We start from the raw sequence: 26,626 nt of genomic DNA, 5'->3' as shown, positions 1-26,626 counted from the left end.
CATGGCTGAATCAGGTCGAGAACTGGTTTGCCCGCATCCAGCGCGACGTCATTGCGCGTGGCGTATTCACCAGCACCAGGGATCTCGACAAAAAGCTCATGCGGTACATACGTCAATACAATAAGCAAGCACTCCCATTGAAATGGAAGTACTCCGATCCATCGCGGCGAATCCGGTGCAATTCATCTGGTTCAACGGACTAGTTCGCCATGAGCGCGAAAGTAGTTGGAAAATGGTCCACTGCCATGATGAGTGTGCTCCTGCTCACCATCCTTTTTGCAGTGCTAATCAGCTTTCACAACGCAATCGCACGCTACTTGTTTTCCATGGACCGGGAGGATATCCTTCCGCGCTCTCTGGCGACGATCCATCCGACGCAGCAGACGCCCCATCGAGCGAGCATCGTGCAAACAGTTTATGGCGGAGCGACGTTGCTTGTCTGTGGATACTTCCAACTCAATGCAGTGAATGTCGTTGTTCCGTTGACCGCGGCGCCCTCGGCTATCGGCATCATTGCGGTCCAGTGTCTCACTTGCTTTGCAGTAGTCGGATTCTTGTCGTCGAACCCACGACGTACCAACCGCTGGCAACGTGCGATCGCGCCAATATTGAGCTTTTTGGCCTTGATGGCGGTTCTGTACCTAGTCGTCGCCAACATGGCACTTTTGACAGGAGGTGTCTCCATTGCAAACCAAATCATCCCCGGCGGGATGTTGGCGACGGCGCTTATCGGTTTCAGCGTCGCAATCTGGCTGCGCCATCGCCGACCGTCCCTCTATCCGAATCTCGCCCGCGTGCTCACCGAGGTTTACGCCAGCCACATGAGCTGTTCCCGCCCCGCACCCATCAGGGTATCGCGTCACGAACCTGAGAATATCCCGATTCGATATCCGCGCCAGCTCAATGTCCTTGCGACCAAAAGTAGTGGCCCAGGAAATTGCGAATGATGCGACCGCGCTGATATCGCGTGCACTCAGCAAGACCACAGACTTCCTCCAGGTATTCGGTGAAGCGGCACACCTCATGCCGTACAGTGCCTGGCTCTGACCATAAAAACCGAGGAACGGTGCTCGCGTTGAGCACATCCAGAAGATGTCGAAGTGCTGCACTGACATCTGCCCGACTTCTCGGAATGGGATCGGGGCACGAGCATCGCGGCAGATGGTCGTTAACGAACGTGCAGACAAGTCGATCGTCAATCCGGGCTGCGGCTATCCGATGCACATTGAGCCAATGCGCGAAGTGCGCGACGCACCTGACATAGTGATTGACGGTACTGACTGCGTAGCCGGTATCAACGAGGTATTTGCAGTAGTCCTCTGCGAAGTCAGCAAGGACGCTGTGCCACAACCATGCCTGTGGTTGCGGTCGTAGTGGAACCAGGGCGATCATGATACTCTCCTGAAACGGATTACTACCCGATCAGGAAAGCACGCTTTTTTATGCGTAGTTTGTCCCGATACGCGGCGCTCCGCATGGCGAGTCGCACCAATGCTCGTGGCGCTCTGAAGAATGCAAACTCCGCGTAATTTGCCGCTATGCATTATTGCGGCTGTACTAAACCGCTGACGCGGTAGTGGGAGGTTGGCACAGGTCCGTGGCTGACGTTTCATGAAGAGGGTTGTCTGGCGCGGAACCCCGGCAAGGTGGTGGGCGGTATCGCTAGGAGCAGTATGTGAACGCCCGGTTGGGCATTCCACCCACTGCTTCCAGGAGGCTCGCCATGACGCCACTGCGCCAACGCATACTACATGACATGCAGATCCGCAACCTTGCGGAGAATACCCAGAAGTCCTATCTGATTCAGGTATCCAGTTTCGCCCGCCACTTTCGCCGTTCGCCCGAACTGCTGGGTCCCGAGGAGATCCGGGCCTGGCTCGTCTACCTCCGCGAAGAGCGCAAGCTGGCCCCCGCCAGTCTCTGCGCAACGATCGGCGCACTGCGTTTTCTCTACCGCGTGACGCTAAAACGATGAACTGCGCAGGCGCGATGCCGCGCTGGTCGATCAGATCGAGCACGACGTTGATATTGAGGGGAATCTGGACGCTTTCTGGTCGGCCCGACTCGACTAGCTTTACGAACTGGGAGTGGCATGAAGAACTCGTTGATCGCACCGCTCGCTGGGCGCCGCGACTGGTACCGGATCGAGGACGATATGGTGGTCACCCACGACAAAGCCGGAAACGCTGCTTCGCTGTTTGGTGACGACGCCTGGGACATCCGTGCGTATACGATTGGGCAGCGCACCTATATCTACTTCAGGGGCCATCTGCCTGAGGGCGCAAGTTGCGCCCTGTCAGAAGCAACTACGCGACAGTGGAAGCAGGCGATGTACTTTCTGATGCACGAAGCGACCGACACGGTACCGTCGTCCAGTACGCTAATAGCTGGGGCAGCCTGCCTGAAGGGATTCACGTTCTTTGCCGCTGCCCGTCAGCTTACGCTCTACGAGGGCCTGTCTAGCGTCGCCGTTGTTCTGGACTATGCGGCGCATTCTGGGAGGGAGAGAAAGGCCCAGATCCTTCATTCGATTCTGGTAAAGCTTCACCGTCTGGGCGTCGGGACCACAGGGTTGCGCGTACCGCTGGCCCAACTGCACAAGCCTCTGCTCGAGCGCTTTGCGCAACGTGCTGGAAGCTCACAATATCCTGTTATCCCGACGCGGATCTACCAGCACTTCCTGTCGACCTGTGAGCATGACCTCGGCGTCGCTGAGGGCGTCGCTGGCATCCTGTCGGACTACCTCGCACGAGTCTATGGCGGTGAGAGTCCGGCCACCCCTGCGGAACTGGCAAGAGCTGCTGCACACTTCGGACGCAATGAATCCCCTTACGTCGTGTCGTCGCTTGTGGCATCGATCAGGGCGCTATGCCAGCTTGTCATCCTGTCATTCACCGGCATGCGTGCGATGGAAGCGGAGAGCCTGCCGTACGACTGCCTGCGCGAAACCCCTCTGGATGGCGTGACCCATTACACCATCGAGGGCATCACGACCAAGTTGTCGGGCGGTCGTCCCACGCGCGCTTGCTGGGTGACCAGTCCGCTCGCTGGCCGCGCCATCAGGCTCGCGCAACGGTTGTCGGGCCAGGCGCACCGTGCGCACAGCGCGCAAGGCTACGCCGAATCAACGGACGGTTCGCACTTGTTGTTCTGTCGTATGGGTCTGCGTAGTGAGGGGTATGTGGCAGGCCGGGTGGCGAGTACCGTACGTAACGCTATCGAAGCCTTTATTAAGCGCGTCTTCCCAACGATCACGGTCGAGGACATCGCTGAATTGAAGCGTGTCGACTTGCACCGCGCGTGGGAAGACGAGCCGAAGTACGCGGTCGGGCAGCAGTGGCCGTTCACCCGGCACCAGCTTCGGAGGACGCTCGCGTTATACGCACACCGCAGCGGCCTCGTGACGCTGCCGACGCTCAAGCGTCAACTGCAGCACATCACTCAAGAAATGTCGATGTATTACGCGCGCGGTTCGGCGTTCGCGAAGGGCTTCATCGACACCGACAGGACCCACTTCGCGAAAGAATGGGCCGAGACGCAGGGCCTGTCCGAGTACCTTGCGTACGCCGAGCAGGTGCTGTTCTCTGACGAGAGGCTGTTCGGCGGGCACGCAGGTTGGGTGCAGAGCCGTGCCGTGCAGGCTTCGCCCGTGTCGGTTTATTCGCGCGAGCATACGGTGAGGATGTTCGGGAAGGGCGAACTGGCGTATCGCGAGACGGTGCTGGGCGGCTGCGTCAGCGTCGAGCCGTGCAAGTCGATGCCGCTCGACTGGATGCGTCTGGATTGCCTTGAATCGAACTGCCGTAACCTCGTGGTCGTGCCGTCGAAGCTTCAGCGCGTGATCAAGGCGCAGCAGGTTACGGTCGCGAGGTTGCGCGCGGTCGATGAGGCGAGTGTCGAATACCGTATCGAGGCCCAAACGCTGCAACGACTGCTTGACGCGCAGAAGAAAATGATCAAACCGGAGGCAGCATGAGCAACGCCATGACCGACTACTACGCCGCGCTAGAGCGACTGAAGAAACGCAAGGGTGCGCGCATCAACAACGACACCGTGGCGATCGAGGCGGGCCGCAAGAAGGGCAGCATCAAGAAGTCGCGCCCACAGTTCACCGAACTGATCGAAGCGATCGACGCGGCCAACGCTGTAGCTGAGCGCCCGCAGCTCGAACTTGTCGAACGTTTGAACCGCGCGAAGGGTGACGTGAAGGATCTGCAGACACAGCTCGACGAGTCGCTGGCTCGTGAACTCGCACTGCTGCGGCACGTGTTCAGCCTGCGCAAGGAACTGACCGCGCTGCGTGGCGGTAGCATCCTGCCCTTGCACTCGCGCTAGATCGGGCGGGCGCCCCCGCTCGAAACGGGTGCCTGGGCTGCTTTGCATGCGTTGACCCGGTGCTCGCGAAGGTTCCCGCTACGGGTCACCCGGCATAGTGACGTATCAAACCCGGTTGTGGTTCTGCGACACCGCTGAACGGGTCAAGGGCAGGCGCAGCCCGGATGCTCATAGGAGCTTGACGCGCGATGGGTTGCACGCGCCAGCGTGGTTGGAAGCCCGACTTTCTCGGGTTTCCAACCATGCGAAACCTGCCGCGAAAGACGGACATTCCGACGGTCGTACTGTCCACTTTTTCGACCAACCAAATGGACATCCTGCTGACTGCAGATCCCAGTATTTTCAAGGCTCCGACTGATGTCCATTGTCTTTCTCTTGCGCGTAATCGTGTTCCACAGCACGATCGCGGCCGTGACCAGATTGAGGCCGCTGGCGCGATAAGGCTGCGCCTCAAAGCTTTGGACCGCAGGTGAGAATGCGAACACAACCTAGCAGGTTGGTCGTCCGGATTATGTGAAGCATGATGACCTTCGTTCGCCGAGACTCAGGGCCTGATACGCCGGTCGTTTCACGCTTTGCTTAAAGCCTTGCGCGCCATCCAGAGTTTGCCCAGCGCAAACAGCCTTCGCCGCCGCATAGCTGCGCAGCTGGTCGGTCAAGAACAGAGCCTCGGGCGGCCTTTGCGCACGCTTACGATCGTTGGCGACTACACGCGCGAGTGTCTGGTCATCGATGTCGGGGCGTCACTCAGAGGGGAAGACGTGGTTTCCGCGCTGGAGAGCATCACATCAGATCGACCACTAACGCGATTTATGAAGGCAGACAAGGGGCCGAATTCATCCCGAAGGCCCTGGACCGATGGGCATACGAGAACGGAGAACAAATTGACTGCTCACGTCACGGCAAGCCAACTGAGTCCGAACCTCGGTCGAGCGCTGACGTTACTGGCGGGCTGCTCTCGCGATAGCCTGGAAAGAGCTTTGAAAAGCCGGCAGCACCGCCCAAACGAGGATTTATGTCGTTTTCAACATATTTGATGCCATTCTTCTGGAGGTTGTTTAGTCAATCTCGCAAAATGACCGCTTATTGTCGGTGGTGGGGAGTCTCTAAGCGCGGTAAGATCAAGGCTGTCTGAGGGCGCGCTGAAAGATCTGGTGATCGCGCTTAACCGGCTGTGGCTATGTCGCGGGAACAGTCCGTCTGTACGTGAAAGAAGCAGGAAGTCGGTCGTGCTTGCCAGTATAAAAATCGCGAGCGTATACGCGAAACTAACGGCGAACCGCTTTGGTCAGCGTTTCTCTCGGAGCGGATTGCCATCCCGAAACGTCCAGTTCGACGCCAAGGCCCATTGAGGGCGCGCAGAGTTGTGTCGGCTTTTCGCGGTGATGGACTGTTTATTCACGACTTTTTTGTTAACTATTCGGAATTATAGATAAAGTGCAAATCAAAAACCTTCTCGATTGCGCCCATGAACAAGCGCGGACGTTTGTTGATGAGAATCCTAGAATCAATTTCAGAGAGGTCGAAGAATTGTTTGATGGAGCATTTTTCTACTATCTTTCCCGTCATATCGGCGAGGTTACGATAGCGGAGATGTCAACTGTTATCAACGGGGCCCGTGACCTGCCTGATTTCTTCGGGTCAATCTTGGAGAGCGGCCCCTCGGTTGCTTCAGTTGAATAATACCGCTGCTTGAACCCGTCCGGCGTCAGGTGGGCCAGACTCGAATGCGGTCGGATGGCATTGTGGTGACGCCGCCACTGCTCGATCACAACCTTCGCTTCCGTGCGCGTTCGAAACCATTCAAGGCTCAAGCATTCATCTCGGAACTTGCCGTTGGAAGCTTTTGTCCGCGCCGTTCTGCCAAGGCTTTCCGGGATCGCTAAGCGCCGTGTCCATGCCGTTCTGTGCAGCCCACTTTAGGATGGCCCGCGATACGAATTCTGGGCCGTTCTCCGAACGCAAGTAACGAGGCGCATCATGAAGGCTGACCAGTTGGAGCAGGACTTCGATGTCGCGCTCGGAGCGAATCGATCCCGCCACGTCGATTGCCAGGCATTCACGCATGTACTCATCGATCACCGTCAGACACTTCAACTGCTGGCCGTTGGCGCACGCGTCAAATACGAAGTCGTGCGCCCAGATGCGTCGTACCGCCGGCCGAGGGCGATGGACCGACACGCGTCGACGGGGGCGCTTGCGCGGCACCGGTGCGTCCCGCACGGCCAATGTCGATTCGTAATGTAGCGCCGATCGGGAGACCGTGCACGCCGTTCGGACAGGCCTCGTGCTTTCGCGTAGGTGACCTGCTTGCGTCGAGCGGGCGCGCTCACCGCTTTTTTGCGTTGATCTCTTTCATCACGTCCACCTCGAGATAGCATCTTCTTCAGCCGCGCATTCTCTTGCTCGAGTTGCTTGAGCCGCTTCACGTCGGCAGCCTCCAGCCCGCCGAAATGTTGTCGCCAGTTGTAAATGGTTTGCTCGGTGACCCCGTGCTTCTTCGCCACCTCCGCGACCGGCGCCTTGTCCGCCTCGCGCAGGGTAGTGACCTTCTGTTCTTCGGTAAACCGGCTCTTCTTCATGACTTTCTTTTCTCCGTTGGAGGCCATTCACTCAAGTTTCAACTGGTCTGAAAATTCAAGGGCAGGTCACCGGTTAGAATGCCTGTGCATGACTTCGATGCCACCCGGGAGAATGCGGGCGCAACGAAATTTCTTGAACCGGAGCATCGAGCGAGTCCGGCGCTTGATCGCGCGGTGGTCCTGCTCGACGATGTTATTCAGATACTTCGTGCCTCGGCCCGGATTTTTCTGGACACAGATTTGCTGTAAAGCAGCTGTCTAGAAAAAGAGCTTTTTATGCTGAAGAAGGTGCCCACACAGCCGGTCGCGCCGCCGATGAAGTCAAGCGCTTGTCTACCGGGAGAAAGCGCAGCGTGGTACTCCGCCTGCTGCGCGGCGAGCCTGTCGACGTCGTTTCCCGTGAAGTCGGCGTGCCGATCGCGTGGCGTCAATCGTGGCGTGAGATGGCTTTGGCGGGGATGGACGCGGGCTTGAAGGAGCGGCACAGCGATCCTCTCGAAGCCCGGCTCAATGAGGCCATGCGCCGCGTTGGCGAGTTGACCATGGAGAACGAGATCCCGCACAAGGACCGCGAGCGGCAGGCACGCACCCCTTTAGCCGCACGGAAGTCGTCGAAATGAGCAACGAGCAAGCCCGCGCACCTCGCATCATCCCCATGCCCTGCGATCAAATCGGCAGCATGAACGCCCGGCCATTCCACTTAAAAATCTCGTCACCCTGTCCGAACAAGCGGCGCCACATCTATGCATCATCCGCTCGTTGCTCACACAACCACTCAATCATCTTCGAAAACCCGCAATCAGTTGTATGCAATTCGCGAATGGGCCTCGCGAACGACCACTTTCCCCCATTCCGACATCCCTGAGAAGACTCGATCCCTGATGAAAATCCTACCACTGCAAAAGCGCGTGGCATCCCACGCTATGGCCATCGCCACCACCCTCGCAACCTCGGTCGCCACGGCGCAAACCCCGGGCGTCGTGCAGCCTCGCAATCCCGACCGCGCCGTCCTGCCGGTCATCTCTGGCTCGAAGGTCAGCCTCCCCAATCGATCATGCACCGTAGGGGCGGTGTTGGTACCCAAGAGCATCCTCCACAGACTGACGCCTTACCAACGTGCCACACGATGGCTCGTGCTTGCCAAGCACTGCGCGCCGATGTACACGACCGTCCAGGTGGGTACCATTGCCATCGGCACCGTCGTGTGGCAGTCGGCTACCTCTGACATCGAGCTTGTGCGGGTATCGCCCAAGCCGAATCCGATGTCCTTGCAATGCGCCTCCTCTCACCACAGCGCAGCCTTCTGCAGTCCGATCCAGACTTATACGCCCCTTGCGAACAACCAGGTCTTCATGTCGCTCGCCGGGCAGGAAGCGCGCCTTGCTGTTACCGGGTGGTCGGACGCGCCGTATGAACAGTTCTGCACAAGCGGTTGGCGCACCGGCGTCCGCTGCGTGTGGCAAGGCATGTCTGTCGAGGCGGGAGTTTATAAACCGACTTATGAGCACATCAATGCCGCGCACTCGTCCGAGCTCGAGAGCATTGCAAACGGCGACTCCGGCGGACCGGTCGTCACGTACGAACGGCAACTTATCGGGATCATCTCCTCCGGCGAGCCTGTCGGCCGCTCCATCGTCTACTACACGCCAATGCAACAGGTGCTGTACGAGCTTTACAGCTACAGCCTCGCCCCGGCCGACCTACCCACCGATGTCGGCGAGGACAATCCGCTATCGCGCAACGGTGAATACGCCGGTTGGGAACTGGCGCCGACCGACGACGAGTGAGATGCCCGGTCGCGATCCACTGGCGGATGAAGGCGAGCGGGTCGGCGTTCATGACGCCGGCCTGTGTCGTCAGCATTCTGCGTGTGGGTAGTGGGAGTAGCTTTGCTCTGGAGGGCCGCCTCGGAAAACGGAAAACAATGCATGCTAAGCGGGAACCGCCGAAAATTCCGCTTGCGATGCTGGGCACTTCATGCATCATCCGCGCGTTGCCCACACAACCACCCAATCCCCTTCGAAAACCCCGCAATCAGTTGTGACTTACTCCTGTAACCAATTCTCTGAAGACATCGTGCGCTGCCTCATCGATGCCGAAGTGGTTGACGCCGTCGCCTTGTCGGACCACCACATGGGTAGGCAGGCCGACGTTGCGATCACCTGTATCGTCGCTGCCGGGCAGGTAACGCGTGCTGCGCCCTTCATTTCGCTCGTTCTCGCGAGCGACGAATCGCGGGCTGCGCTCGCCGCCACCGGCAATGGCGCCTTCATCGTCGCTCTTAGCCTGGCGGACGCTATCGCGTCCCAGCGCGTGCTTGAGCTTCCGCCGGCGCGCGCAAACTTTGTTGCGTTCATTGCAGCGGTGCCTCACGGCCACGAGTGCGCGAAGCAGATTCGCCTGCGTTCAGTGTAGGATGCGCGCCGCCATGTTTTCGCCAAGCAACTCTTACCCCGGCGCGGCCACGCCGCCAGCGGCCCATGGGCGCGATCAACTGAAATGGCGACCGGACTTTGCGCGGATTCAGGGAAAGATCTACCTCGCCGTCGCAGACCAGATTGAGCACGCCATCCGGTCCGGCTTGTTCCGGCCGGGTGACGCGCTGCCTACGCAGCGGAGCATTGCTGACGATCTGGGCTTTCACCTGAACACCATCAACCGCGCGTTTCGGGAAGTCGCGCGCCGAGGCCTTATCGACAGTCGCACTCGTCGCGGCTCGATCGTTGCCTCTAGGTCCGCTGCGGTCTGAGCATCGTCGCCGCGCTCACCGTTGTCGCCGCACCGATCGCACTTTTTTCTCGCGGCCTGATCCGCGCATTTTTCCCTCATGGGGCGACGCCCCGCGAGGGAGTTGCCCTATCGTTTCCAAGAGCAACTCTCATGAGCAACAAACAGATTGATGGCCTCGCCCGTAAGCGTCAATCCGAGGCCGTCTTGACGATCAGAACTTGACTTCCGAGAGCTGCTGATTCGCGAGCACGAGATCGAAGGCGGCGGGCTGGAATGCCGCCGCCGCACCACTCAAGGAAGTGGTCGTGCTCTTCGTGCCTCGGATTGCCGATCACTTCGAGGGGTGAGTAGACCCGGGGAGTTGCACCCCGAGTCTCTCGCAGGTAGGGTCGAGAACTGGCGCGCGCACGGTAGGCTCCGGTGATCTCTCCACCGCTTTCGCGGTTGACCTCAGTCCGGCTGCCATAGTCACGTTTCCAGCTCCCGCCACGTCGAACGTAGCTTGCGGTTTTCCCGCACTACGCTCTCCTGTCTGCTTCACGTCAAGGTTTATGGGACCTATCATGCCGGGCGCGCTTTCGGTGCGACGGTACGGCGGACCCCGGTAGCCATTGAACAGCCCCAGTTCCTCATACAGCCAACACGCCCGTGTCCTGAAACTGCGGAGTTGACGGAAGCCAAACCCCAGAAAGCCGAAGCTCTCCTTGCATCTCAGATCCACGGTGCGGCTCTTCTCCTCGTTCACCTCGACCTGTAGCCTGGCAAACTCCTCCCGTAGTCGCCTGCTTACCGCCCCCAGCAGCGAGTCATGGCGCGGGTGTGCATCGATCAGCACGAAGAGATCATCAGCGAAGCGGGCATACTCGACGTAGGTATACTTCCCGTTGCGCGTGGCTTCTTTCGCCCGCTCCAGCATCCGGTCCACCTCAGTGAGGTAGACGTTACTGAGCAGTGGCGAAATAGCCCCGGCGAAATGACGGGCGAACGCACTGACGTAGGACACGTAAAGGCGCTGGGTATTGGCTGCGAGGTTGCGCACGCGCATATCATCGATCATGCGTTGGCGTAGGGGTGTCATGGTGGACTCCGCTCTGAGTGGTCACGGCAGCAAACTGCACTGCCATCGTCGCACTCGAACGGATGCGTCCCGCGGATGATCCCGGAGCCGATGTCGCTGGCCAACCACCTCCTCCTCCGTCAGCGGGTTAGTTCAATGACGGATATCGCAACTGACTGGACTGAGTGTCTGGCTATGCCGCTTCGCAGCGGGTCATTCATCCTGGAGAACATTAAGTGCGTCATCCCTGCGTTGCCATTTCCGCTACGCGGCGTCGATTGCGACAACCATTCTGTCTCCGGGGGCGATACCTGAGGCAACGAACGTCGAATGCGCGAGGCGCAACAGCACGTCGCCGAATGTAGCGCTTCCGGTCAAGTACCGACGGAGATTAGGAGAGCCGAGGTCTGCCCGACGCATCGCCGAGAAGCGCATGTTCCGCATGACTGGTTCACTCGCGATGATTCGCTCGAGCATACCTAGGGCGTGTTCACACTAACTTAGTTTGATCGTATACTTTGGTGATGGAAATCACCGAAGCGCAATATCAACGGATCGAGCATTGTCTGCCGCGACAACGCGGCAACGTCAGCCTGACGAACCTGCAAGTGCTCAATGCGATTCTTTATGTCGCCGAGCACGGCTGCAAATGGCGCGGACTGCCGAAGCGTTTCGGTCGATGGCATACGATCTACACGCGGATGAACCGCTGGTCCAGAAGTGGCGTGCTGGATCGCGTGTTCACGGAATTGCAGCGTGCACAGCTCGTTCGCATCAGGATCGAGGCTGTCTCGCTGGATAGCACGATGATAAAGGTTCATCCTGACGGCACCGGTGCGTTAAAAAAACGGACCTCAGGCAATCGGAAAGTCCCGAGGCGGATGGACGACCAAGATTCATATGGTTGCCGCGGATGCTCGAACAGCCATAACGTTCGCGCTTTCTGCCGGCCAAGCGGGTGACGCGCCGCAGGGACGCGAATTGCTCAGGAGGCTCGGGCCGGCCAATCGGCCGCTGCACCTGTTGATGGACAAAGCGTACGAAGGCGACGAAACCAGGCAACTGGCACTCGATCTCGGCTTCATCCCGATTGTTCCGCCAAAAAGCAACCGCCTTGAGCCGTGGGAATACGATCGCGAAATGTACAAGCGCCGCAACGAGGTCGAGCGGCTGTTCCGGCGCCTCAAAGGCTTTCGCCGGATCTTCTCCCGATTCGACAAATTGGACGTCATGTTCGTCGCCTTCATCAACTTCGCACTTATTGTCGACGGCCTTAGATAGTGTGAACACGCCCTAGTCGAAGATACAGCAATGGCTCGAAATCGAGCCCGGCACCACGGCAAAGGAGCTGCATGAGTGTATCATCGCCATGGCTCCCACCATGTAATCCAACGCCCAGTTGCGCACACCCTGCGGCGCCGTGTCAAGGCGTGGCAAACGAATCGAGCGGAATCTGGTGACCAGGACACTCGGCACCGCAAGACCATTCAACCGTAACAATCACCCGGGCGTAACATCATCCCGTGCGGCAACACGCAGATCGACCGAATTCGCGGTCACGTTTTGGAACGCAGAATGCCTGCCATCGGCGCTCCACAGCGGCTATCCCGCGCAAGCGTTTTCGGGAGCGCCACGGGGCGACGTTGCACCGCTGGGCACCTGCGCGAGAGCAAAGCTTGTCCCCAGCCCCGGGATGCCGTGGCCGCCGCCTGAATCACGACGGCCGTGGTGTCGCCAGGCCCAGTGAGGCGCAGCGCACGAGCCAGCTACCTGTGCTCAATCTCGATACGATCGCCGCACGTTCCTGCCTATCTGGATCCGGTGAACATCGAACTGCTGGGTCTGTATCGCAAGCTCGCCTTCGCATCGCCCCCCAGCCAATACCTACTTCTTCCTTTAACCGCTGACGAGTGCGTAAGCAATTTTTTTGTCATCGCGCTGGTTTTCCGCCAGCATTCGTAAATGCTCAATAATCAGTCGATCCCCTCGGCTACGTGACCTCCTGGCCCCTGCCGGGCCACCAATAGAGGGACAAACTCTCTAAAGAACTCTCTAAAGTGTTCTTCGAGTCCTGCCACGTACATGCCTTTTCCGAGGCAGCAGCAGCCAGCGCCCCTACCAGCGCAGCGGCCCTCAGCGCACCACAGAGCACCATCTCTAACTTCTTCATAACTGTTTCCCCGTTCGGCTAACGTTAATATTACAAACCAATGTCGATTAAAATCACTTGCCGATATTGCCCACCACAATCACATACATCGCGCGATCCTTCCTGCAACCGACAGAGGAAGGCATCAAATATATCTAAGTTAATCCGAGTCGCCACTGATCCGTACATTCATTCCGGACCAAAGCAACTGGAATATTCCGCACACTCCCCGCAGCTTGATGTCCGGCAGACGTTCAACGCCTCGCTCTCGCAAAGTTCCTTGTAGAGAAATTTCTTCCATTTCATGCCGTGAACGTTCTTTTTAGCAAGCGTCGGGAACCAGTACGCCAGCAGCGCCGATAATTCTCCGCGCGAAGGAAAGCGTAATTCCTGCCATAAATGTCTGTTTCCTGCGCAGGCGCAGGCCAGCGCGTGCGAGATGCAATGGATCTCTGTCGTTGTGCCCACCCCCGGATTGGCGTGTGCCTTTAACAACATTACAAGATCGATATCGTCATAACGCGGCCCGCGTTGTGACTCCGCGGCTGGCGCGCCAAAGTAAAGGCCCAGTGAACTCTCGGCTTGGGGGAACCAGCGAGCAAGCAGCCAGTGTGTTTCTTCGGCGTTCAGTCCGGGGATAGGCAATCTTCCCGTACCGCCTTCGTGAACCGCCGCGGCGAGCACACCGGCGACCGCAAGCACCGTCAAGTCTTCCGGGTTTATTGCATGGCGCATCAGCGCCGCGTAGTAATCCATAGGGCTCCTCTCTGCTCATACTTGAGCCGCAGCATGTGTGTAGCACGCTTTCGGGCATATCTTCGCACATGCCGTGCAGCCAACGCAGAGACCCCGATGCGCAATCGTCATGACCTTCTTTTCATGCTCGTCCTCGTCTTCATCCAACGGAACATGATCGCCCTCTCCGTCGACGCCTAACAGTTGAAGTACGCCGCGCGAACACACCCGGAAGCATCGTCCGCATCCAATGCATTTTTCTTCATCGAGTAAATCTACAAAGTGCGGTATCCAGACCTCTCCGCTCGGGAGTACCACACTAAAAAGATGGCTCATTTCGAGGTCCGGAAGTTCAATCGGAAGCCGGGACCGCCGCCCGACGTGCCTGCATCAGCGCGGCATGCGCGTCGTGACAGCGTTGCGCGACTGTCATTATCTGCTCCCAACTCGTTGGCAGATCTTCCGACAGATCATGTAGATCCATCTTGGCCTGCGTGGCCAACGCGTTGAGTTTTTTCAGGCGCGTCTTAAGCTCCTGTGAATCGTTATTCATGATGCCCTCCTTATCGTACGACGCGCTACAGGCGTCACTGGCAACAAGATCCGCCATATACCGAGATCGGTTTCAACTAAGGGGCGCCTCATCGTCCCCTGCAAAATCGTACGATCGGCCACGTTCCCTAGTTAGCTTCTTGCGCAACCATGGAGGCGGCGTTCCTTTCAGAACCTCGCTCAGCTTGATTAAAATCTCCTGGATCGGCGTAGGCTGCGCCACTTTCACTGGATGGACCTTAAGCGCTACCACGCGCGCAGCCGCGGTACCGCCTATGGCCGCGACATACAAGATTACGCAGTCGCGGATCACTTCGAGCCTCGGCGCAAGTTTCTCATCATCGGCGTCTTGCACCAGCTTGTCTCCGAAATCAAAAATCTGTAAAAGTGTAAACCCTTCCGTAGTCACGTCGTAGACCGCAATGCTTTTCGCCCAGCCAAAATGAGCGTCGACGTGCACTTTGTCCTGTGTCGCAAATGCGATCTTCATGCGCTGCTCTCCTCATCAAGTTCAATTTACGGCATGTAACACCCTTCTCCTAAATCTAATCCTAGACCGAAACATCAGGACCGACCGATGATTGCGGCAGTTTCCAGTCGCCGGGATGAGGTTGCGAGATCCTCTCGACCATGAGATTGGCAATCTCGAAGACAAGATTCATTGTGCCGCGATAGCCTATCTGGCAACGATGGGCGTTGCCGACGCGGTCAAATACCGGAAAGCCCGCGCGCATGAGCGGCTTTCCGAGGCGACCGGCCATCTGCCTGCCGTGCGAATGCGTGATCAGCAGGTCGCAATTACTCGCGCCTCGTTCCATGTCCTCCAAGTCCCCCAATATGACCTCATTTGCCGGCAACAGCGCATGTGATGCCGAAGCAGTGGTACTAATGCAAACAGATAGTTCCGCGCCCATTTCACGGAGCAGCGAACCGATCGAAAGCAGTAGGTCCGGCTCCGCACCGATCGCCACCTTGAGACCACCGGTATAAAAATGGCTGTCGAGCATCGCATCCAGTAGTTGGCTGCGCTGCCGGCGATACCGGGCCGGGACTGCACGCCCCGAAAGTTGTGCAAGGAGATGCAAGAACCGGTCGTTCGGCTCCAACCCCGTTAGGCGCTCGATGATTTCGAACGGCACGCCGGCAATTGCTTCGACTGCCTTGGCGGCGTCGCGCGTTTGCTCACCCACGCCAATTGTGAATGAGGACGCCCCCGCGGCACGGATCTGATCAACCGTCGTTCCGCCCAGCGTCGTGCCACGCCACACTGAATCAAGGTGGCCGTCGAGGGACCCAGAAACATCTGGAAGTACAATCGGCTCCAGCCCGAATGCGCAAATAATCTCGCGAAGCTCGTCGATGTCGCCGGGCGATAGATGACTGCCCGGCACCAGATTGATCTGCTGACGTACCGTCGGCAACGGCTTCACCAGCGTCTCGACGATCGCGGTCACAGCGTGCCTGTAGCCGTCCTCAAAGGCGCCCACATAGTCCGGTGTCGAAACGACGACAAGTTCAGTATCGTCGAGTTCGCGCTTGCGTCTTCGCACCATCGCGAGATGCCCCTCCATATCTTCACCGTTCGTTTCAGTCAGGCCCGTCGTGCAGAGCACAACGATCTTAGGCGACGCGCGCTTGTGAATGTTCAGTAGTGCGGTCTCTACGTTCTCGTATCCGCCGAGAATTGTGGTGACCTCGCTCATCGCCGTTGTTTGCAGCGGTATGGCTTCTTTGAAATGGCGCACCAGTAGCACGAGCGCGAACGATGTACAGCCCTGCGAGCCGTGCATCACCGGCATGCATGCGTCAAGTCCCATGGCTGCGTAGGTCGCGCCGAGCGGTTGACTCATTTTTAGCGGATTAACGGTACAGGCCTTTTCTGACTCGACTACTATCGCCATAATATGTGCCCCTCTGTGAAACTCAACTCGATACCGAAGCGCGTAAGTTCAAATCGTAATCCTCATCGTCTGCGCCCTTCGGAATCGAATTGATGTGCCCGGAAAAACTAAGAATCCCCTCGCGATGCTCTGCTCCCTCGTCCCACGGTGCAGGAATACGCACCTGCTGCCAGACCGGGTTATGGATCGCACGGTCGATCTCCTGCATCAATTTGACAATGCCCTCGTACCCAGCGTATGGGTGGTGTCGTTCCTGATTCACATCGAGCCACGGCATGCGCGCTTTCAGCGCGACAAACTGCGAGCGCCCGCCGGACAGCATGATGTCGGCCTTCGCATCCCGGAGCATGTTGTACATCTCGCGTGCCGTCAAATTGTCGACCATGCGCGTGTCATCGCCCATGATGTCCTGGATTCTTTCCTTGTCCGCCTCCGTGCTCTTCTTCACACTAGTGCCGACGATCTTGAGCCCTGCCTCTTGCAACGCCGCGACCACTGACCACGACTTCACGCCGCCCGTGATTAGCAGCACACGTTTACCGTCGAGCCGCTGCCTGTACGGAGCAACACGCTCCCATACGCGCGCCTCTTCTGCGGTGACAAGGTGCTCGGTGCGCACGATAAGATCCTCGGGTGCACCCTGCTCCACCAGTAGTCTCGCAACCCGGCGCAACGCGTCGCTCATGTCGCCAATTCCATAGAATGAACCCTCGATGTATGGAATACCGTAGCGCTTCTCCATTTTTGTCGCGACGTTGAGCATGGACCTGGAGCACACCACCATGTTGACCTTCGCGCAGTGTGCGCTCGCGATCTCGCTATAGCGGCCGTCTCCCGAGATGCAGGACAGGATCCGGATGCCGAGCGCCTCGAACAACGGCCTTATCTGCCACAACTCGCCCGAGAGGTTATATTCACCGATAAGATTGATATCGAATGGTGTCTTGTACGCCGGCTCGCGCGTACCGATCACGTGATCGAGAATCGCCTCCCCCGCGAGCTTGTTGCCGAAGTTTTTAGATCCTGCGAAGCCGGGCGCATTCACCGGTATGATGGGCTTACCGAACTTTTCCGACGCGTGCTTGCATACGGCATCTATGTCGTCGCCGATCAATGCAGTCACGCACGTCTGATAGACGAAGACGGCGGGGGGATCATACTTTTCCAGAATTTCGCGCAGACTCGCGAAAAGCCGCCTCTCGCTGCCGTAAATTACATCGAGTTCATTGATATCGGTAGTGAACGCAGTGCGGTAGAGAGTCGGCCCAGACGAAGCCGAATGGCGGTTGTCCCAAGAGTTGCCCTCACATGCAATAGGCCCGTGCACCAGGTGTGCAACGTCGACCACGGGCTGCAATGCGATCCGCGCGCCGTCGAATGCGCATCCGCCAGCAGCCGCCCCCGGCGAAACCTGCTTCGAACAGCCTTGCTTTCGCTCCTTTTCGTTCTTCGCGAGGTTTTTTGCGCAACCCGGTTCGTTGAAGATCTCGACAGCCCTCGTCTTTAGCCACATCGTGGAGTCCCGACAATAGAAGTCCACGACTACAGGCAAATTGCGTGCCACCATCGCAGGCCCGTGTCAGCGGTCATAGCGGCGCTATGCCGAAGCCGGATTTGTCGTCCTTGCTACCTGTGTTGAAGAAGTTGAACCAATCACTACAGTGATGCGACAGGCAAGAGCCTGCCGGTAGCCTTCTCGCCCAGTTTCTCCAAATGCACGCGCGCAACCGTCTCGGCCGTCAGAAGCGGCGCAGCTTGATCCCATATTTACGCAGTGCGTAGCCGATCTGCCTCGGCGTGATATGCAGGAGTCGTGCGGCCTTCGCTTGTACCCATCCACAGCGCTCCATTGCCCACACAAGCTGCTCCCGCTCGCCCCCCGGTCTGTCGCTACCGCTTGGCGTCGCGAAGCTACCCCCATTCCAATCACCGGCACTTACGTTCGCCAGGGCATTCGGCACTTCACTGTTTGGAGCGTCCAACGTTCGGGCAGGACGCACAGCGTCTTCTCGTTCGATGTAATGCAATTCCTTTGTAAGGCACCGGCCTCTCCCACACAGAAAGGAAAAACAATCTATTGTGTCGTGATCCGCCATTGTCGCGGTACGCTCAACGCAATTTTCCAGTTCGCGCACATTGCCAGGCCAGTAGCAGCTGGACAGAACCCGAAACGCTTGCTCATTGAAATGCAGAGACCGACGATTGTCGCGGTTAAATCGATCTAGAAAGTACTGCGCCATTGCCGGAATGTCCTCACGGCGTTCACGCAAAGGCGGCAAAAGGATACTCACGACGTTGACGCGGTAGTAGAGATCCGCACGAAATTCCCCCGCCTTCACCATTTGTTCGAGGTTGCGGTTCGTGGCAACGATCAGCCGAACGTCTACTTTTACCGGGGTGGTGCCACCCACCCGCTCGAACTCGCGTTCCTGCAAAACCCGCAACAATTTGGCTTGGAACGACGGCGAGATGTCGCCGATCTCGTCGAGGAAAAGTGTCCCGCCGTGCGCCAGTTCGAATCGCCCTTTGCGCTGGAATTGCGCACCGGTAAACGCTCCCTTCTCATGACCGAACAATTCGCTTTCTAGCAGTGTCTCTGTTAGCGCCGCACAGTTCAGTGAGATGAACGGCTGGTCCTTGCGGGGGGATAACCGGTAAATCGCGCGCGCGATCAACTCCTTCCCAGTTCCGCTCTCGCCGCGCAAAAGCACCGTCGTCCGCGTAGGTGCTACTTGATGAACTTGCGAAAAGACGCGCTGCATGGATGCAGATTCTCCGAGCACATTGTCGATATGATACAAATTCCGGTCTGCGTTGACCTCTCGTCTCATCTCCTGTCGCGCGGTTTGGCGCATCTGGCCCGACGCACGATCGAGCAGAAGTGCCTGGCCCATCGGCGCCGCGACGACCTTCATGAGTTGGAGGTCGCTAGCGAAGGCGCGCTGTCCGTCAGTATTCTCACAAAACGCGACCAGTACGCCGAGTGGCCGCCCTTCATACGGGATCTGCGCCCCGAGCAGTGCCACATGCTCACCTTCCAATTCGTCGAACATTTCGATGCTGTCCACGAAGAGCGGTTCGTCACGCAATTTCGCCACCACCACCGCCGAATCGTTCGTGTGTATTCGCCCCAATACCCCGTCATGGGGCAGGAAACGCAGACGTTCGCGCCAGTCCGCTGACAACCCCGTGCCACACACGCCCCCCAAATGGCCGTCTGGTTCAGCAACCGCAATAAACGCAGAGCGCCATCCACACGCATGCGACAGGTAACGCAGAGATCTCTCCAACGTCCTTTCGGTATCTCGGGACGAGGTCAACGTCTTCACTACTTCGTAGACCACATCAAAGTTGAGATGACTCTCATTGACATCGAAATGCGACATAGATCTGAACTCCGGAAATTGCACGTCAGCGCCGCGGGACCCGAGTCCCAACACAATGAATTGCCGCGCTACATTTGCGCAAGCCACGGTGAATTCCTGCCGAAACGGGCACGAAAGCCGACAAAACAGACAAAGACGACACAATCGCAGTCGTGGTGTCGGAGATGCGACAAAAGACACGAGGTATCTTTGTACGCAGATTGGATACTATCGAAGAAAGACGTAGGTTTTGCGACAAATTTTGGTCCGCACGGCAGTCTATGTTTAAAAATGTACGAGCCGAACTTGATTTGTGAGGAAGTAGCATGGCTGCGCGTGAATTAGAGAATACGCGCCACGTAGCGTTAGTGCTCGATTCAAGTGACAGGACGTTTTATCGCCTGCACCTCTATTTGGCGCGCCGAGTTTCGGCCTTTCGACGCGTTTTGCCTCAGATGCCCATCAGTTTGAAGCACGTAGCGGCAAGCCTGCTGACTCTCCGTCTTGTGCACCGTCTCCGAGAGTACTCAGTTGCAGCGAACGGAAGAGAAAACGCTGAAGTGCGTTGGCGGCAGCCGAGCGGTCCTCTAAGCGCCCAGGACTAAAGAGACCGAATTCCGCCACCGGCGGCAGCGGCAACCCTACTGCGCGGGCATCGATCGCACGCATCGTATCGCGGCGCACCTGCCAATCCAGAAGTAGCGCAACGCCGAGCCCAGCCTCAACGGCTGACTGAACCGCCGAGAGGCTCGTGCTTTTGCAGGCCACGCGCCAAGCGATACCTGCTTCAAGCAACGTGGCAAAATAACTCTCCTGCCATCGGCATGCACCGCCGAATGCAACAATCGGCAGCGGACCGTCTCCGAGATCAGCATTGCGTGTGCGCGCGGCCGCCCAGTGAAGGGGATGTTGCCAGGTGACGAGAGGTTCCGCGGGGATCAGCGCGGGATCACCAATCGCGAAATCGAGTGTATTGCTCATGAGCCGCTGCGATAAGGCCGGACTCGCATCAACGACGATCTCCAGGGCAACATCAGGAAACAATGTCGAAAATTGCCGCAGTGCATGGCGGAGGTGACTCATGGCGATGTGCTCGGGAATTCCGATCTTCACGGTACCCGCAACTTCACCCGAATTAAGGGCGGAACGGGCCGCAAGGCCGACTTCGAGCAACTTGTGTGCATACGGCAACAGAACGTTCCCCGCAGAGGTCGGCTTCACGCCGCGCGGTGAGCGTTCAAGGAGGCGCTGCCCGACTTCGTCTTCGAGCCGCCGAAGCGCCATGCTGACGGCAGCCTGTGTACGATGGAGCTCCATGGCAGCATTGCTCACACTGCCGGCTTCCACTACCGTCACGAACGTACGCAGTAGCGTGCTGTCGAGATCGCGGATCATCAATTTCCCTCATTCAAACATAAAGATTATCAGCTTATACCACGCATACAGCTGCGGTTAATATCCTTCCGTCGCCCACGTAGACAGCATGGGCGCGCCAAAAACGAATGAGAATGAAGCCTAGATAGGGGGTTGCCAAAAGCATTCGCTGTGTTTAAGGAAGCGAAGGGGTCAGTTGTCGGTTGACAGAAATCATTTAGATGCGATGGCGTTTTTCAAAGCGGACTGCTCTGCGCTCTCGGGCGACCCGGTTTCGGGCCACTCGAGAGCGGTGGGCCCCTTCAACGCCGTTTCGTCGCACGCCGACCGGTGCGCAGTTTCGAGGTCAATCGTAGAGACTTTCGCAATCCGAGCGAGCCATCATCGCCTCGAAAGACGAGCGGATCGTGTCTCCGGTTCATTCGCCGCCGACCCGCAACCCAGCGCGCCGCGTTCGCTCCTTCTCATCTTATCTGGAGATCACATGAATACACCCAACGATCGGGTTCGCTTCGAGGAGCTTGCCCAGCACGCCATGGACCAGATACTCGCGATTTCGCCGGAAACCGCTGCGTTCCACCGAGGCGACTGGATCGATAGTGAGTACTATCGCCGCCATCTCATCGAAACCGTGTTACGCATGCGTCTCAACAACGAGGTAGGCGCATTCGCGCTTTACAAAATCAGCGGCCAGGATAACTCGCTCGCGCAGATGCTCGCGCAGCACCTCGCGCAAGAATATGGGCAAGAATGCCATCTTCTGCATGACATCGAGAGGTTCGGGCTTACCGCAGCAAGCGTGGAAAGCATTAGACCATTCAATAGCACAGACAAGCTAATCGGATATCTCTACCTAAGCATCGTCCGCGATGGCCCGCTCCCTACGATGCTCTGGAACTGGTTTCAGGGATGGTATTCGGGCCGCTATAACAAGGTCATCGCGCACTCAGCCGCGCGCGCATTCGGACACGATCAAGTAAAAGGTACGCTCAGCCACATTGAGTACGCCGAATCGCGGAGTCTCGAAGATTCCACATGGATCGCTCTGAGGCTCGCGATCAGCGGCTGGGGCGGAACGGGGAAAGCAGAAATCTATTTGAACAACTTTGTCGGAATGATTCACGAGTATTTCGAAGAGTTGCGTGTGGCGACCCTACCCCGGCCGGAAACGGGCACTGAACAGGCGGCACTCAAATGACCGCCATCATCGTTATTGAGCCGCGCTCGTCCGGGACCGCACTTGTCGCCTCAGCTGTACGGCTTGGCATGGCCACCCACGCGTATTCAGCCAACCGCGATGAGCCCCCCCTGTCACGCGAACTGCTCGCCGCTTCGGTGCCGTACGCCGTGGTAGATACTGACTCGCCGAACGCCGTGGCGGCCGCTGCAAGCGCCATCGGCGTCGATGCGATCGTACCCGGTGTACCCGGTTGCGAATACGCAACCGGCGTAGCAGCTGAGTCAGCGGCGCTCCTCGGTCTTCCACATTTGCAGCCGGAAGCGGCAGCACCCACGCACGACAAATACCGCAGCCCCATGCATCTCGCCGCCGCCGGACTGGCGGTTCCTTTGTTCGCCCTCGTTGTACATCGTCGCGACGCCATGACAGCCGCTTTACGTGTAGGTTTTTTAGCTGCCCGCAAGCCTGTCCGAGGAGGCATGCATGGGACGTACGTCAACTCTCTTTCCCAGTTGCAACTTGCGGTCGAGTGCGCCATGCATCACGGCGTTGTCGATGTCGGCCACAAGACCGGCAACGTGTTGCTCCTTGAACAGTATCCGGAGGGCCCAGAGTGCTGCATCGAAGGCTACGTCAGCAGCAAGCACGGACCCCGCGTCGTCGCCGTAACCGAAAATCTCTTGAGCGCAGAGCAGCATCTCGCGAAAATGGGCCAATTTGCCGAAGCCTCTTTGACCCCGGACCAAAGAGCCGCGCTCGTCACTTACGTCGAGCACGCAGCGGTGCAGATTGGACTGACCCTCGCTGTTTTCCACGCCAAAGTGCGCATAACACGCGACGGTCCGGTGCTGATCAAGATCGCGGCCTGCCTCGGAGGTGATCGCACCTGCCGGCTGATCGAACTCAGCAGGTCAATCTCTCTGCCAGAAATAACGATACGTAGCCACCTCGGCGATCCTGAGCCAGCCCACGATGCCGATGCAAAAGCTGCCGTGTGTGTCAGCGGCGTACGGTCCTTCGCACCGGTAGTGCGACACCGCCGCCGTCGAACGCGTTCGCGCCAGACCAGGTTTCCAGGAAGTGGAGGTCCATTCTCATATCGGCCGCACAGTGCCACAACGAGCGGCGACGAGCGACCGTGTCGCCATGTGTTGTGCATCGCGCCTGTTCGCCCGACCCGCGATTCGCGCCTTGCCGAAGCGCTGAGAACACCCGGATCCCGTCGCGCCTGTAACCGTATTTGAACGGTTTGCACTCCATGACAACCAACTACCCCGCCCCTCGTAGCCGCATAGTCGTGCTTAACCGTTGGTCCGACGGCTTCGCAGCCTACCATCGCTACATCGATCATGCTGCGAATAAGGTCGCTTACATCTGCACGCCGAACGGCGCCGCTGCGCTCGACGCTTCTCAAACCGCGCACGTTGAAGAGCTATCCGACATCCTTGATGAAGATGCGTTGCATAAGGCCATGAACTCCTGTCACGCGGCGCTCGGCGGCATCGACAGGCTGATCGCATTGTCCGAATTCGACCTTCTGAAGGCCGCGCGACTGCGCAATTCGTTCAATATTCCTGGCGATCTTCCCGATACCGTCGTGCGCTTTCGCGACAATGGCGCTATGAAGCATACCGTTGCTGCCGCGGGCCTGCGTGTGCCGCGCGTTGCAGCGTTGGAAGATGTGGCCTTTGCAAAAGTAAATTCGCCCCCTGTGATGCGCTTTCCGATCATTGTAAAGCCACGTACCGCCGCAGCAAGCCTAGACGTACGGCGCATAGACACCCGTGCCCGGTTGGATATGTTGTGGCCGACACTACCGCTGGTTGAGTACGAGTGCGAGGAGTACGTCGAAGGGCCCGTCTATCACGTTGACGGTTTCGTGCGCGACGGCACATGGGTAATCGCGCGCGTGTCCCGCTACATCAACACCCGTCTTCAGTTTGCACAAGGAAAACCCCTGGGCTCGGTGATGCTCGACCCGGGACCGCTGAATGATGCGGCTCTTGAATTCGCGGCCGCATGCCTGCGAGCGCTCGCCCTGAGTAATGGGCCGTTTCATCTCGAGATAATCGGAGCTTGCGACGGATTCTATTTTCTGGAAGTCGGTGCCCGTGTCGGCAGTGGGGAAATTCCCTTTCTTTTCCACGAATTGTACGGCGTCGACCTCTTTGACCTCTGGGTCACCCACCAATCAGGTGACGAGGCGCGGTTCGCCGCACGGGCGCAGGCGGCGTTAATCGCGTCAACCTCGTCCACACGCGGGGGATTCCTGATGCTGCCAGAGCCAGTCGGCAAAGTATTCGTCGGCGCACAATTGCCGAACGCTATCCCGGGGCTTTACGAAGCTGTCTTCCCAGCGAGACGTCACTTATTCAACGGTTCCAGCCGCACTGGCAACATCCTCGCACGCTTCCGCTATCGCGGCGCATCGGAGGAAGAAATCGACAAGGCAATTCGTGCAACGCTGCGCGATTTCCGCTACACGCTGGCGGAGAACGTGGCGCTCACCGAATAGCCGTACACATGACGCGTCACGCTATGCAAGACTTTGCGCCTCCTCCAACAATAGCTCGCGCATCCAGATACTTGCCGGATCACCACTATGCAGCGCAGGCCATTGAACAGCCTCAGTGAAAGTGGATAGCGGAAGCGGTACTTCGGCGATCCGCAGAGCAGAGGCCTCCCCGAGATGCCTGGCCAGCCTCAAAGGGATCGTCGCAATGCGACGCGTACCTGATAGCACCGCCGGAACAAGGTGAAATGTCGGGACGACGATCTCTTCACGCCTTCTGAGACCGAGGTCCAGCAGGAAAAACTCTTCGATTGAAGGCCTGCGTGCCCGCCCGAACCTCACTGTAACGTGTCCCATTGACATATACCGGTCGAGCGAAATCTGCTCCGACAACTGCTTGTTTGCAGGACAGCCGACACACACGAGCTTCTCGTCGAAGAGTGGCGCTTTCGGGTTAATATCCGGCAGCAATAGATCGGGCAGAATCAAAAAATCGGCGTCGCCACGCCGCAGTAGATCTCCAGGCTCGTCGTCTGGGAAAATCAATTCGAAACTTACTGCGGGAGCCTCGCGCGCAACGCGTTTAATGACCTTCTGGAAGTAGACGAGAGTCATGAAATCAGAGAGGCAGACCCTGAACCGGCGATCCGACTTTGCCGGCTGGAAGACGTCGCGCGAGATGATGGAAAGCTGGATATGCGATAGAGCCTCCCGCACCGGTCCGGCAAGCTCTATCGCCCGTGATGTGGGCACAAATTCTCGGCCTCTCATCACAAAGAGGTCGTCGCGAAAATAGTCTCGTAACCGCGACACCGCTGCACTCATGGCAGGTTGGCTCAAATTGATGTCGCGTGCCGCAAGCGTGACGTTACGCTTCGCCATCAATGCGTCCAACGCGACGAGAAGATTCAGATCGAGGCCTTTGAAGCGCATCTTTAATTATCCGCTTTGTGGATGATACATATCGAAACAATCGATTGTACAAATTTATTGAGGTCCCGCAAAGTTACGGCAATCCGGCTTGATATGCAAGTCACTAATATGAGTATTCCCGTCGTTCTACTGAACGACACTCAACATCAAGTCCCAGATATTGATCCGCAACGTGGCATTTCGCGGTTGCGACTTGGGCTGGTTCCCGGGTAAACGGTGACTCATCCAAAGATGAGTGAAAGACCATGAGAAGACTCAGCGATTGTGAAATGCCGCAATTTATTTCTGAAGTGCTAAACATGCGTGAACGTAACGGAGAGCGTCGTAAGGTTTACCTTACCTTTGACGACGGACCACACCCGATATGGACACCAAAAGTACTAGATCTGCTGGCGCGGCAACAGGTACCGGCAACCTTCTGTGTACTCGGCACCTACGCGGCTGAGTATCCGGAACTGATCCGGCGCATGGTTTCGGAAGGCCACCATGTCGCGAATCACAGTCTCTCCCATCGGGACTTGTCGAAATGTGAGCCGGATCAGATAAGGCACGAGATAGCGGAAGCGAACTCGCTTATCCAGCGTGCTTGCCCAGCGGCAACGGTGCGATATATGCGTGCGCCGTATGGAAAATGGACGAACGAAGTTATAGCCGAATCCATGAAAGCGGGACTAACGTCCCTCCACTGGTCCGTAGATCCACGAGATTGGTCCCGTCCGGGTGCAGACGCGATTGTCGATTCCGTACTGACGTCGGTGCTGCCCGGCTCGATCGTACTGCTGCACGACGGGTCTCCTCCGGAAGAGTGCGACTTGCATGATCGCGATGCTTCGCGTGAGCAGACTGTCATTGCACTATCACGCCTGATTCCACGATTGAAGGAAAGGGGCTTCGTCATCAGTTCGCTTCCGTAAGTTCAACCGAAAATCTCGCTTAATGAGTATCTCTGGCCCAGAGCTGCTCGACAGGTGGACGATATACTCCATTAGAAACGTTTCAGCAATAGACCCAGGTGTGCGCGCTGACCTACGGCTAGCACTAAGGAAATACTGACCCCGGATGCAGGCATTGGATGATCTGATTTTCAGTCGACGCCGATGGAAGCCTCCTGGACGACATCGGTACCATGAGGTGCGTTACTGGACATTTTTCTCGTACGCAAAACCGTGTCTTTCCTGCCCTATGAAGAAACGCCAAACCTACAGGCACGAGAATAATTGC

The 26,626-nt window shown here is 57.9% G+C and carries 24 protein-coding genes and 4 pseudogenes; 16 read left to right on the top strand and 12 right to left on the bottom strand.

Features of this window, described 5'->3' with window-relative positions; all coding sequences use genetic code 11:
• From AB4Y35_RS41660 to AB4Y35_RS41630, 7 genes and pseudogenes are all read left to right on the top strand, one after another.
• Positions 1-203 (top strand): annotated as a pseudogene (locus tag AB4Y35_RS41660) (IS630 family transposase); the annotation flags it as partial.
• Positions 204-209: 6 nt separating this feature from the next.
• Positions 210-947, top strand: a complete 738-nt coding sequence (locus AB4Y35_RS41655; protein ID WP_368692697.1) for a hypothetical protein — start codon at positions 210-212, stop codon at positions 945-947.
• A 776-nt stretch (positions 948-1,723) separates the two neighbouring features.
• On the top strand, positions 1,724-1,975 hold the full coding sequence (locus AB4Y35_RS41650; RefSeq protein WP_368692696.1) for a site-specific integrase: 252 nt from the start codon (positions 1,724-1,726) through the stop codon (positions 1,973-1,975).
• A gap of 117 nt (positions 1,976-2,092) precedes the next feature.
• The gene (locus tag AB4Y35_RS41645) at positions 2,093-3,976 is read left to right on the top strand and encodes an integrase (protein WP_368692695.1); all 1,884 of its coding nucleotides are present in this window, start codon (positions 2,093-2,095) and stop codon (positions 3,974-3,976) included.
• A complete protein-coding gene (locus tag AB4Y35_RS41640; protein ID WP_368692694.1) occupies positions 3,973-4,335 on the top strand; it encodes a hypothetical protein in 363 nt (120 codons plus the stop codon). Before AB4Y35_RS41645 ends, AB4Y35_RS41640 begins: the two co-directional genes overlap by 4 nt.
• 671 nt (positions 4,336-5,006) lie before the next feature.
• A pseudogene (locus AB4Y35_RS41635) lies at positions 5,007-5,254 on the top strand (transposase family protein); the annotation flags it as partial.
• 518 nt (positions 5,255-5,772) lie between these two features.
• Positions 5,773-6,018: a hypothetical protein gene (locus AB4Y35_RS41630; protein ID WP_368692699.1), complete on the top strand. Its 246-nt coding sequence runs from the start codon at positions 5,773-5,775 to the stop codon at positions 6,016-6,018.
• Here AB4Y35_RS41630 and AB4Y35_RS41625 read toward each other — a convergent pair.
• Together AB4Y35_RS41625 and AB4Y35_RS41620 are read right to left on the bottom strand one after the other, a co-directional pair.
• A pseudogene (locus AB4Y35_RS41625) lies at positions 5,997-6,917 on the bottom strand (integrase core domain-containing protein); the annotation flags it as partial. The gene AB4Y35_RS41630 and the pseudogene AB4Y35_RS41625 sit on opposite strands and share 22 nt — an antisense overlap.
• Before the next feature lie 84 nt (positions 6,918-7,001).
• A pseudogene (locus tag AB4Y35_RS41620) lies at positions 7,002-7,133 on the bottom strand (DDE-type integrase/transposase/recombinase); the annotation flags it as partial.
• Positions 7,134-7,270: 137 nt separating this feature from the next.
• On the opposite strand from AB4Y35_RS41620, the gene AB4Y35_RS41615 reads away from it, so the two are divergent.
• From AB4Y35_RS41615 to AB4Y35_RS41600, 4 genes are all read left to right on the top strand, one after another.
• Entirely contained in the window at positions 7,271-7,537 is a 267-nt protein-coding gene (locus AB4Y35_RS41615) for a hypothetical protein (protein WP_368692693.1), read from the top strand.
• Positions 7,538-7,840: 303 nt separating this feature from the next.
• A complete protein-coding gene (locus AB4Y35_RS41610) occupies positions 7,841-8,704 on the top strand; it encodes a trypsin-like serine protease (protein WP_368708781.1) in 864 nt (287 codons plus the stop codon).
• A 190-nt stretch (positions 8,705-8,894) separates the two neighbouring features.
• A complete protein-coding gene (locus tag AB4Y35_RS41605) occupies positions 8,895-9,332 on the top strand; it encodes a hypothetical protein (RefSeq protein ID WP_368692691.1) in 438 nt (145 codons plus the stop codon).
• A gap of 13 nt (positions 9,333-9,345) precedes the next feature.
• The gene (locus tag AB4Y35_RS41600) at positions 9,346-9,666 is read left to right on the top strand and encodes a GntR family transcriptional regulator (RefSeq protein WP_368692690.1); all 321 of its coding nucleotides are present in this window, start codon (positions 9,346-9,348) and stop codon (positions 9,664-9,666) included.
• Between the two features lie 312 nt (positions 9,667-9,978).
• On the opposite strand, the gene AB4Y35_RS41595 is transcribed toward AB4Y35_RS41600, so the two are convergent.
• The gene (locus AB4Y35_RS41595) at positions 9,979-10,725 is read right to left on the bottom strand and encodes a reverse transcriptase domain-containing protein (protein WP_368692689.1); all 747 of its coding nucleotides are present in this window, start codon (positions 10,723-10,725) and stop codon (positions 9,979-9,981) included.
• Between the two features lie 503 nt (positions 10,726-11,228).
• On the opposite strand from AB4Y35_RS41595, the gene AB4Y35_RS41590 reads away from it, so the two are divergent.
• A protein-coding gene (locus AB4Y35_RS41590; RefSeq protein WP_368692688.1) for an IS5 family transposase occupies positions 11,229-11,985 on the top strand; the annotation gives its coding sequence in 2 pieces (ribosomal slippage) (positions 11,229-11,548 and positions 11,547-11,985; 759 coding nt in all).
• A 1,057-nt stretch (positions 11,986-13,042) separates the two neighbouring features.
• Here the strand turns inward: AB4Y35_RS41590 and AB4Y35_RS41585 are convergent.
• The 8 genes from AB4Y35_RS41585 to AB4Y35_RS41550 all read right to left on the bottom strand — a co-directional run bounded on the left by AB4Y35_RS41585 (position 13,043) and on the right by AB4Y35_RS41550 (position 20,801).
• On the bottom strand, positions 13,043-13,609 hold the full coding sequence (locus AB4Y35_RS41585) for a nitrogen fixation protein NifQ (RefSeq protein ID WP_368692687.1): 567 nt from the start codon (positions 13,607-13,609) through the stop codon (positions 13,043-13,045).
• Positions 13,610-13,624: 15 nt separating this feature from the next.
• The gene (gene fdxB, locus AB4Y35_RS41580; RefSeq protein ID WP_368692686.1) at positions 13,625-13,924 is read right to left on the bottom strand and encodes a ferredoxin III, nif-specific; all 300 of its coding nucleotides are present in this window, start codon (positions 13,922-13,924) and stop codon (positions 13,625-13,627) included.
• 16 nt (positions 13,925-13,940) lie between these two features.
• Entirely contained in the window at positions 13,941-14,141 is a 201-nt protein-coding gene (locus AB4Y35_RS41575; protein WP_368692685.1) for a CCE_0567 family metalloprotein, read from the bottom strand.
• Between the two features lie 72 nt (positions 14,142-14,213).
• Positions 14,214-14,630: a nitrogen fixation protein NifX gene (gene nifX / locus AB4Y35_RS41570; protein WP_368692684.1), complete on the bottom strand. Its 417-nt coding sequence runs from the start codon at positions 14,628-14,630 to the stop codon at positions 14,214-14,216.
• Positions 14,631-14,691: 61 nt separating this feature from the next.
• Complete coding sequence (nifN, locus tag AB4Y35_RS41565) at positions 14,692-16,041, bottom strand: nitrogenase iron-molybdenum cofactor biosynthesis protein NifN (RefSeq protein WP_368692683.1); 1,350 nt, start codon at positions 16,039-16,041, stop codon at positions 14,692-14,694.
• A gap of 22 nt (positions 16,042-16,063) precedes the next feature.
• Positions 16,064-17,554, bottom strand: a complete 1,491-nt coding sequence (nifE, locus tag AB4Y35_RS41560) for a nitrogenase iron-molybdenum cofactor biosynthesis protein NifE (RefSeq protein WP_368692682.1) — start codon at positions 17,552-17,554, stop codon at positions 16,064-16,066.
• Between the two features lie 226 nt (positions 17,555-17,780).
• Entirely contained in the window at positions 17,781-19,427 is a 1,647-nt protein-coding gene (nifA, locus tag AB4Y35_RS41555; protein ID WP_368692681.1) for a nif-specific transcriptional activator NifA, read from the bottom strand.
• Between the two features lie 441 nt (positions 19,428-19,868).
• Positions 19,869-20,801: a LysR family transcriptional regulator gene (locus AB4Y35_RS41550; protein ID WP_368692680.1), complete on the bottom strand. Its 933-nt coding sequence runs from the start codon at positions 20,799-20,801 to the stop codon at positions 19,869-19,871.
• A 463-nt stretch (positions 20,802-21,264) separates the two neighbouring features.
• Between AB4Y35_RS41550 and AB4Y35_RS41545 the strand changes: the two genes are divergently transcribed.
• From AB4Y35_RS41545 to AB4Y35_RS41535, 3 genes are read left to right on the top strand one after another with little or no spacing between them, the layout of a single operon-like run.
• On the top strand, positions 21,265-21,978 hold the full coding sequence (locus tag AB4Y35_RS41545; protein ID WP_368692679.1) for a hypothetical protein: 714 nt from the start codon (positions 21,265-21,267) through the stop codon (positions 21,976-21,978).
• Entirely contained in the window at positions 21,975-23,204 is a 1,230-nt protein-coding gene (locus tag AB4Y35_RS41540; protein ID WP_368692678.1) for an acetyl-CoA carboxylase biotin carboxylase subunit family protein, read from the top strand. The genes AB4Y35_RS41545 and AB4Y35_RS41540 overlap by 4 nt, the downstream gene beginning before the upstream one ends.
• A gap of 14 nt (positions 23,205-23,218) precedes the next feature.
• On the top strand, positions 23,219-24,475 hold the full coding sequence (locus AB4Y35_RS41535; RefSeq protein ID WP_368692677.1) for an acetyl-CoA carboxylase biotin carboxylase subunit family protein: 1,257 nt from the start codon (positions 23,219-23,221) through the stop codon (positions 24,473-24,475).
• 21 nt (positions 24,476-24,496) lie between these two features.
• Here the strand turns inward: AB4Y35_RS41535 and AB4Y35_RS41530 are convergent, their stop codons facing one another.
• Positions 24,497-25,405, bottom strand: a complete 909-nt coding sequence (locus tag AB4Y35_RS41530) for a LysR family transcriptional regulator (protein ID WP_368692676.1) — start codon at positions 25,403-25,405, stop codon at positions 24,497-24,499.
• Between the two features lie 245 nt (positions 25,406-25,650).
• Between AB4Y35_RS41530 and nodB the strand changes: the two genes are divergently transcribed.
• Entirely contained in the window at positions 25,651-26,319 is a 669-nt protein-coding gene (gene nodB / locus AB4Y35_RS41525; protein WP_368692675.1) for a chitooligosaccharide deacetylase NodB, read from the top strand.
• Positions 26,320-26,626: the final 307 nt, after the last annotated feature.

Source organism: Paraburkholderia sp. EG286A (assembly GCF_040965375.1).
Lineage (GTDB): Bacteria > Pseudomonadota > Gammaproteobacteria > Burkholderiales > Burkholderiaceae > Paraburkholderia.
The sequence above is the reverse complement of the archived record's forward strand: the minus strand, read 5'-3'. Positions and strand labels throughout refer to the sequence as shown.

Bases quoted from the DNA above. Each gene is read 5' to 3' on its own strand.
- fdxB (WP_368692686.1), bottom strand. From the start codon at position 13,924: ATGAGCCATCTTTTTAGTGTGGTACTCCCGAGCGGAGAGGTCTGGATA.
- AB4Y35_RS41610 (WP_368708781.1), top strand. From the start codon at position 7,841: ATGGCCATCGCCACCACCCTCGCAACCTCGGTCGCCACGGCGCAAACC.
- AB4Y35_RS41640 (WP_368692694.1), top strand. From the start codon at position 3,973: ATGAGCAACGCCATGACCGACTACTACGCCGCGCTAGAGCGACTGAAG.
- nifN (WP_368692683.1), bottom strand. From the start codon at position 16,041: ATGGCGATAGTAGTCGAGTCAGAAAAGGCCTGTACCGTTAATCCGCTA.
- AB4Y35_RS41650 (WP_368692696.1), top strand. From the start codon at position 1,724: ATGACGCCACTGCGCCAACGCATACTACATGACATGCAGATCCGCAAC.
- AB4Y35_RS41655 (WP_368692697.1), top strand. From the start codon at position 210: ATGAGCGCGAAAGTAGTTGGAAAATGGTCCACTGCCATGATGAGTGTG.
- AB4Y35_RS41530 (WP_368692676.1), bottom strand. From the start codon at position 25,405: ATGCGCTTCAAAGGCCTCGATCTGAATCTTCTCGTCGCGTTGGACGCA.
- AB4Y35_RS41595 (WP_368692689.1), bottom strand. From the start codon at position 10,725: ATGACACCCCTACGCCAACGCATGATCGATGATATGCGCGTGCGCAAC.
- AB4Y35_RS41545 (WP_368692679.1), top strand. From the start codon at position 21,265: ATGAATACACCCAACGATCGGGTTCGCTTCGAGGAGCTTGCCCAGCAC.
- AB4Y35_RS41600 (WP_368692690.1), top strand. From the start codon at position 9,346: ATGTTTTCGCCAAGCAACTCTTACCCCGGCGCGGCCACGCCGCCAGCG.
- nifE (WP_368692682.1), bottom strand. From the start codon at position 17,554: ATGTGGCTAAAGACGAGGGCTGTCGAGATCTTCAACGAACCGGGTTGC.
- nifX (WP_368692684.1), bottom strand. From the start codon at position 14,630: ATGAAGATCGCATTTGCGACACAGGACAAAGTGCACGTCGACGCTCAT.
- nodB (WP_368692675.1), top strand. From the start codon at position 25,651: ATGAGAAGACTCAGCGATTGTGAAATGCCGCAATTTATTTCTGAAGTG.
- nifA (WP_368692681.1), bottom strand. From the start codon at position 19,427: ATGTCGCATTTCGATGTCAATGAGAGTCATCTCAACTTTGATGTGGTC.
- AB4Y35_RS41585 (WP_368692687.1), bottom strand. From the start codon at position 13,609: ATGGATTACTACGCGGCGCTGATGCGCCATGCAATAAACCCGGAAGAC.
- AB4Y35_RS41645 (WP_368692695.1), top strand. From the start codon at position 2,093: ATGAAGAACTCGTTGATCGCACCGCTCGCTGGGCGCCGCGACTGGTAC.
- AB4Y35_RS41605 (WP_368692691.1), top strand. From the start codon at position 8,895: ATGCATCATCCGCGCGTTGCCCACACAACCACCCAATCCCCTTCGAAA.
- AB4Y35_RS41575 (WP_368692685.1), bottom strand. From the start codon at position 14,141: ATGAATAACGATTCACAGGAGCTTAAGACGCGCCTGAAAAAACTCAAC.
- AB4Y35_RS41540 (WP_368692678.1), top strand. From the start codon at position 21,975: ATGACCGCCATCATCGTTATTGAGCCGCGCTCGTCCGGGACCGCACTT.
- AB4Y35_RS41550 (WP_368692680.1), bottom strand. From the start codon at position 20,801: ATGATCCGCGATCTCGACAGCACGCTACTGCGTACGTTCGTGACGGTA.
- AB4Y35_RS41535 (WP_368692677.1), top strand. From the start codon at position 23,219: ATGACAACCAACTACCCCGCCCCTCGTAGCCGCATAGTCGTGCTTAAC.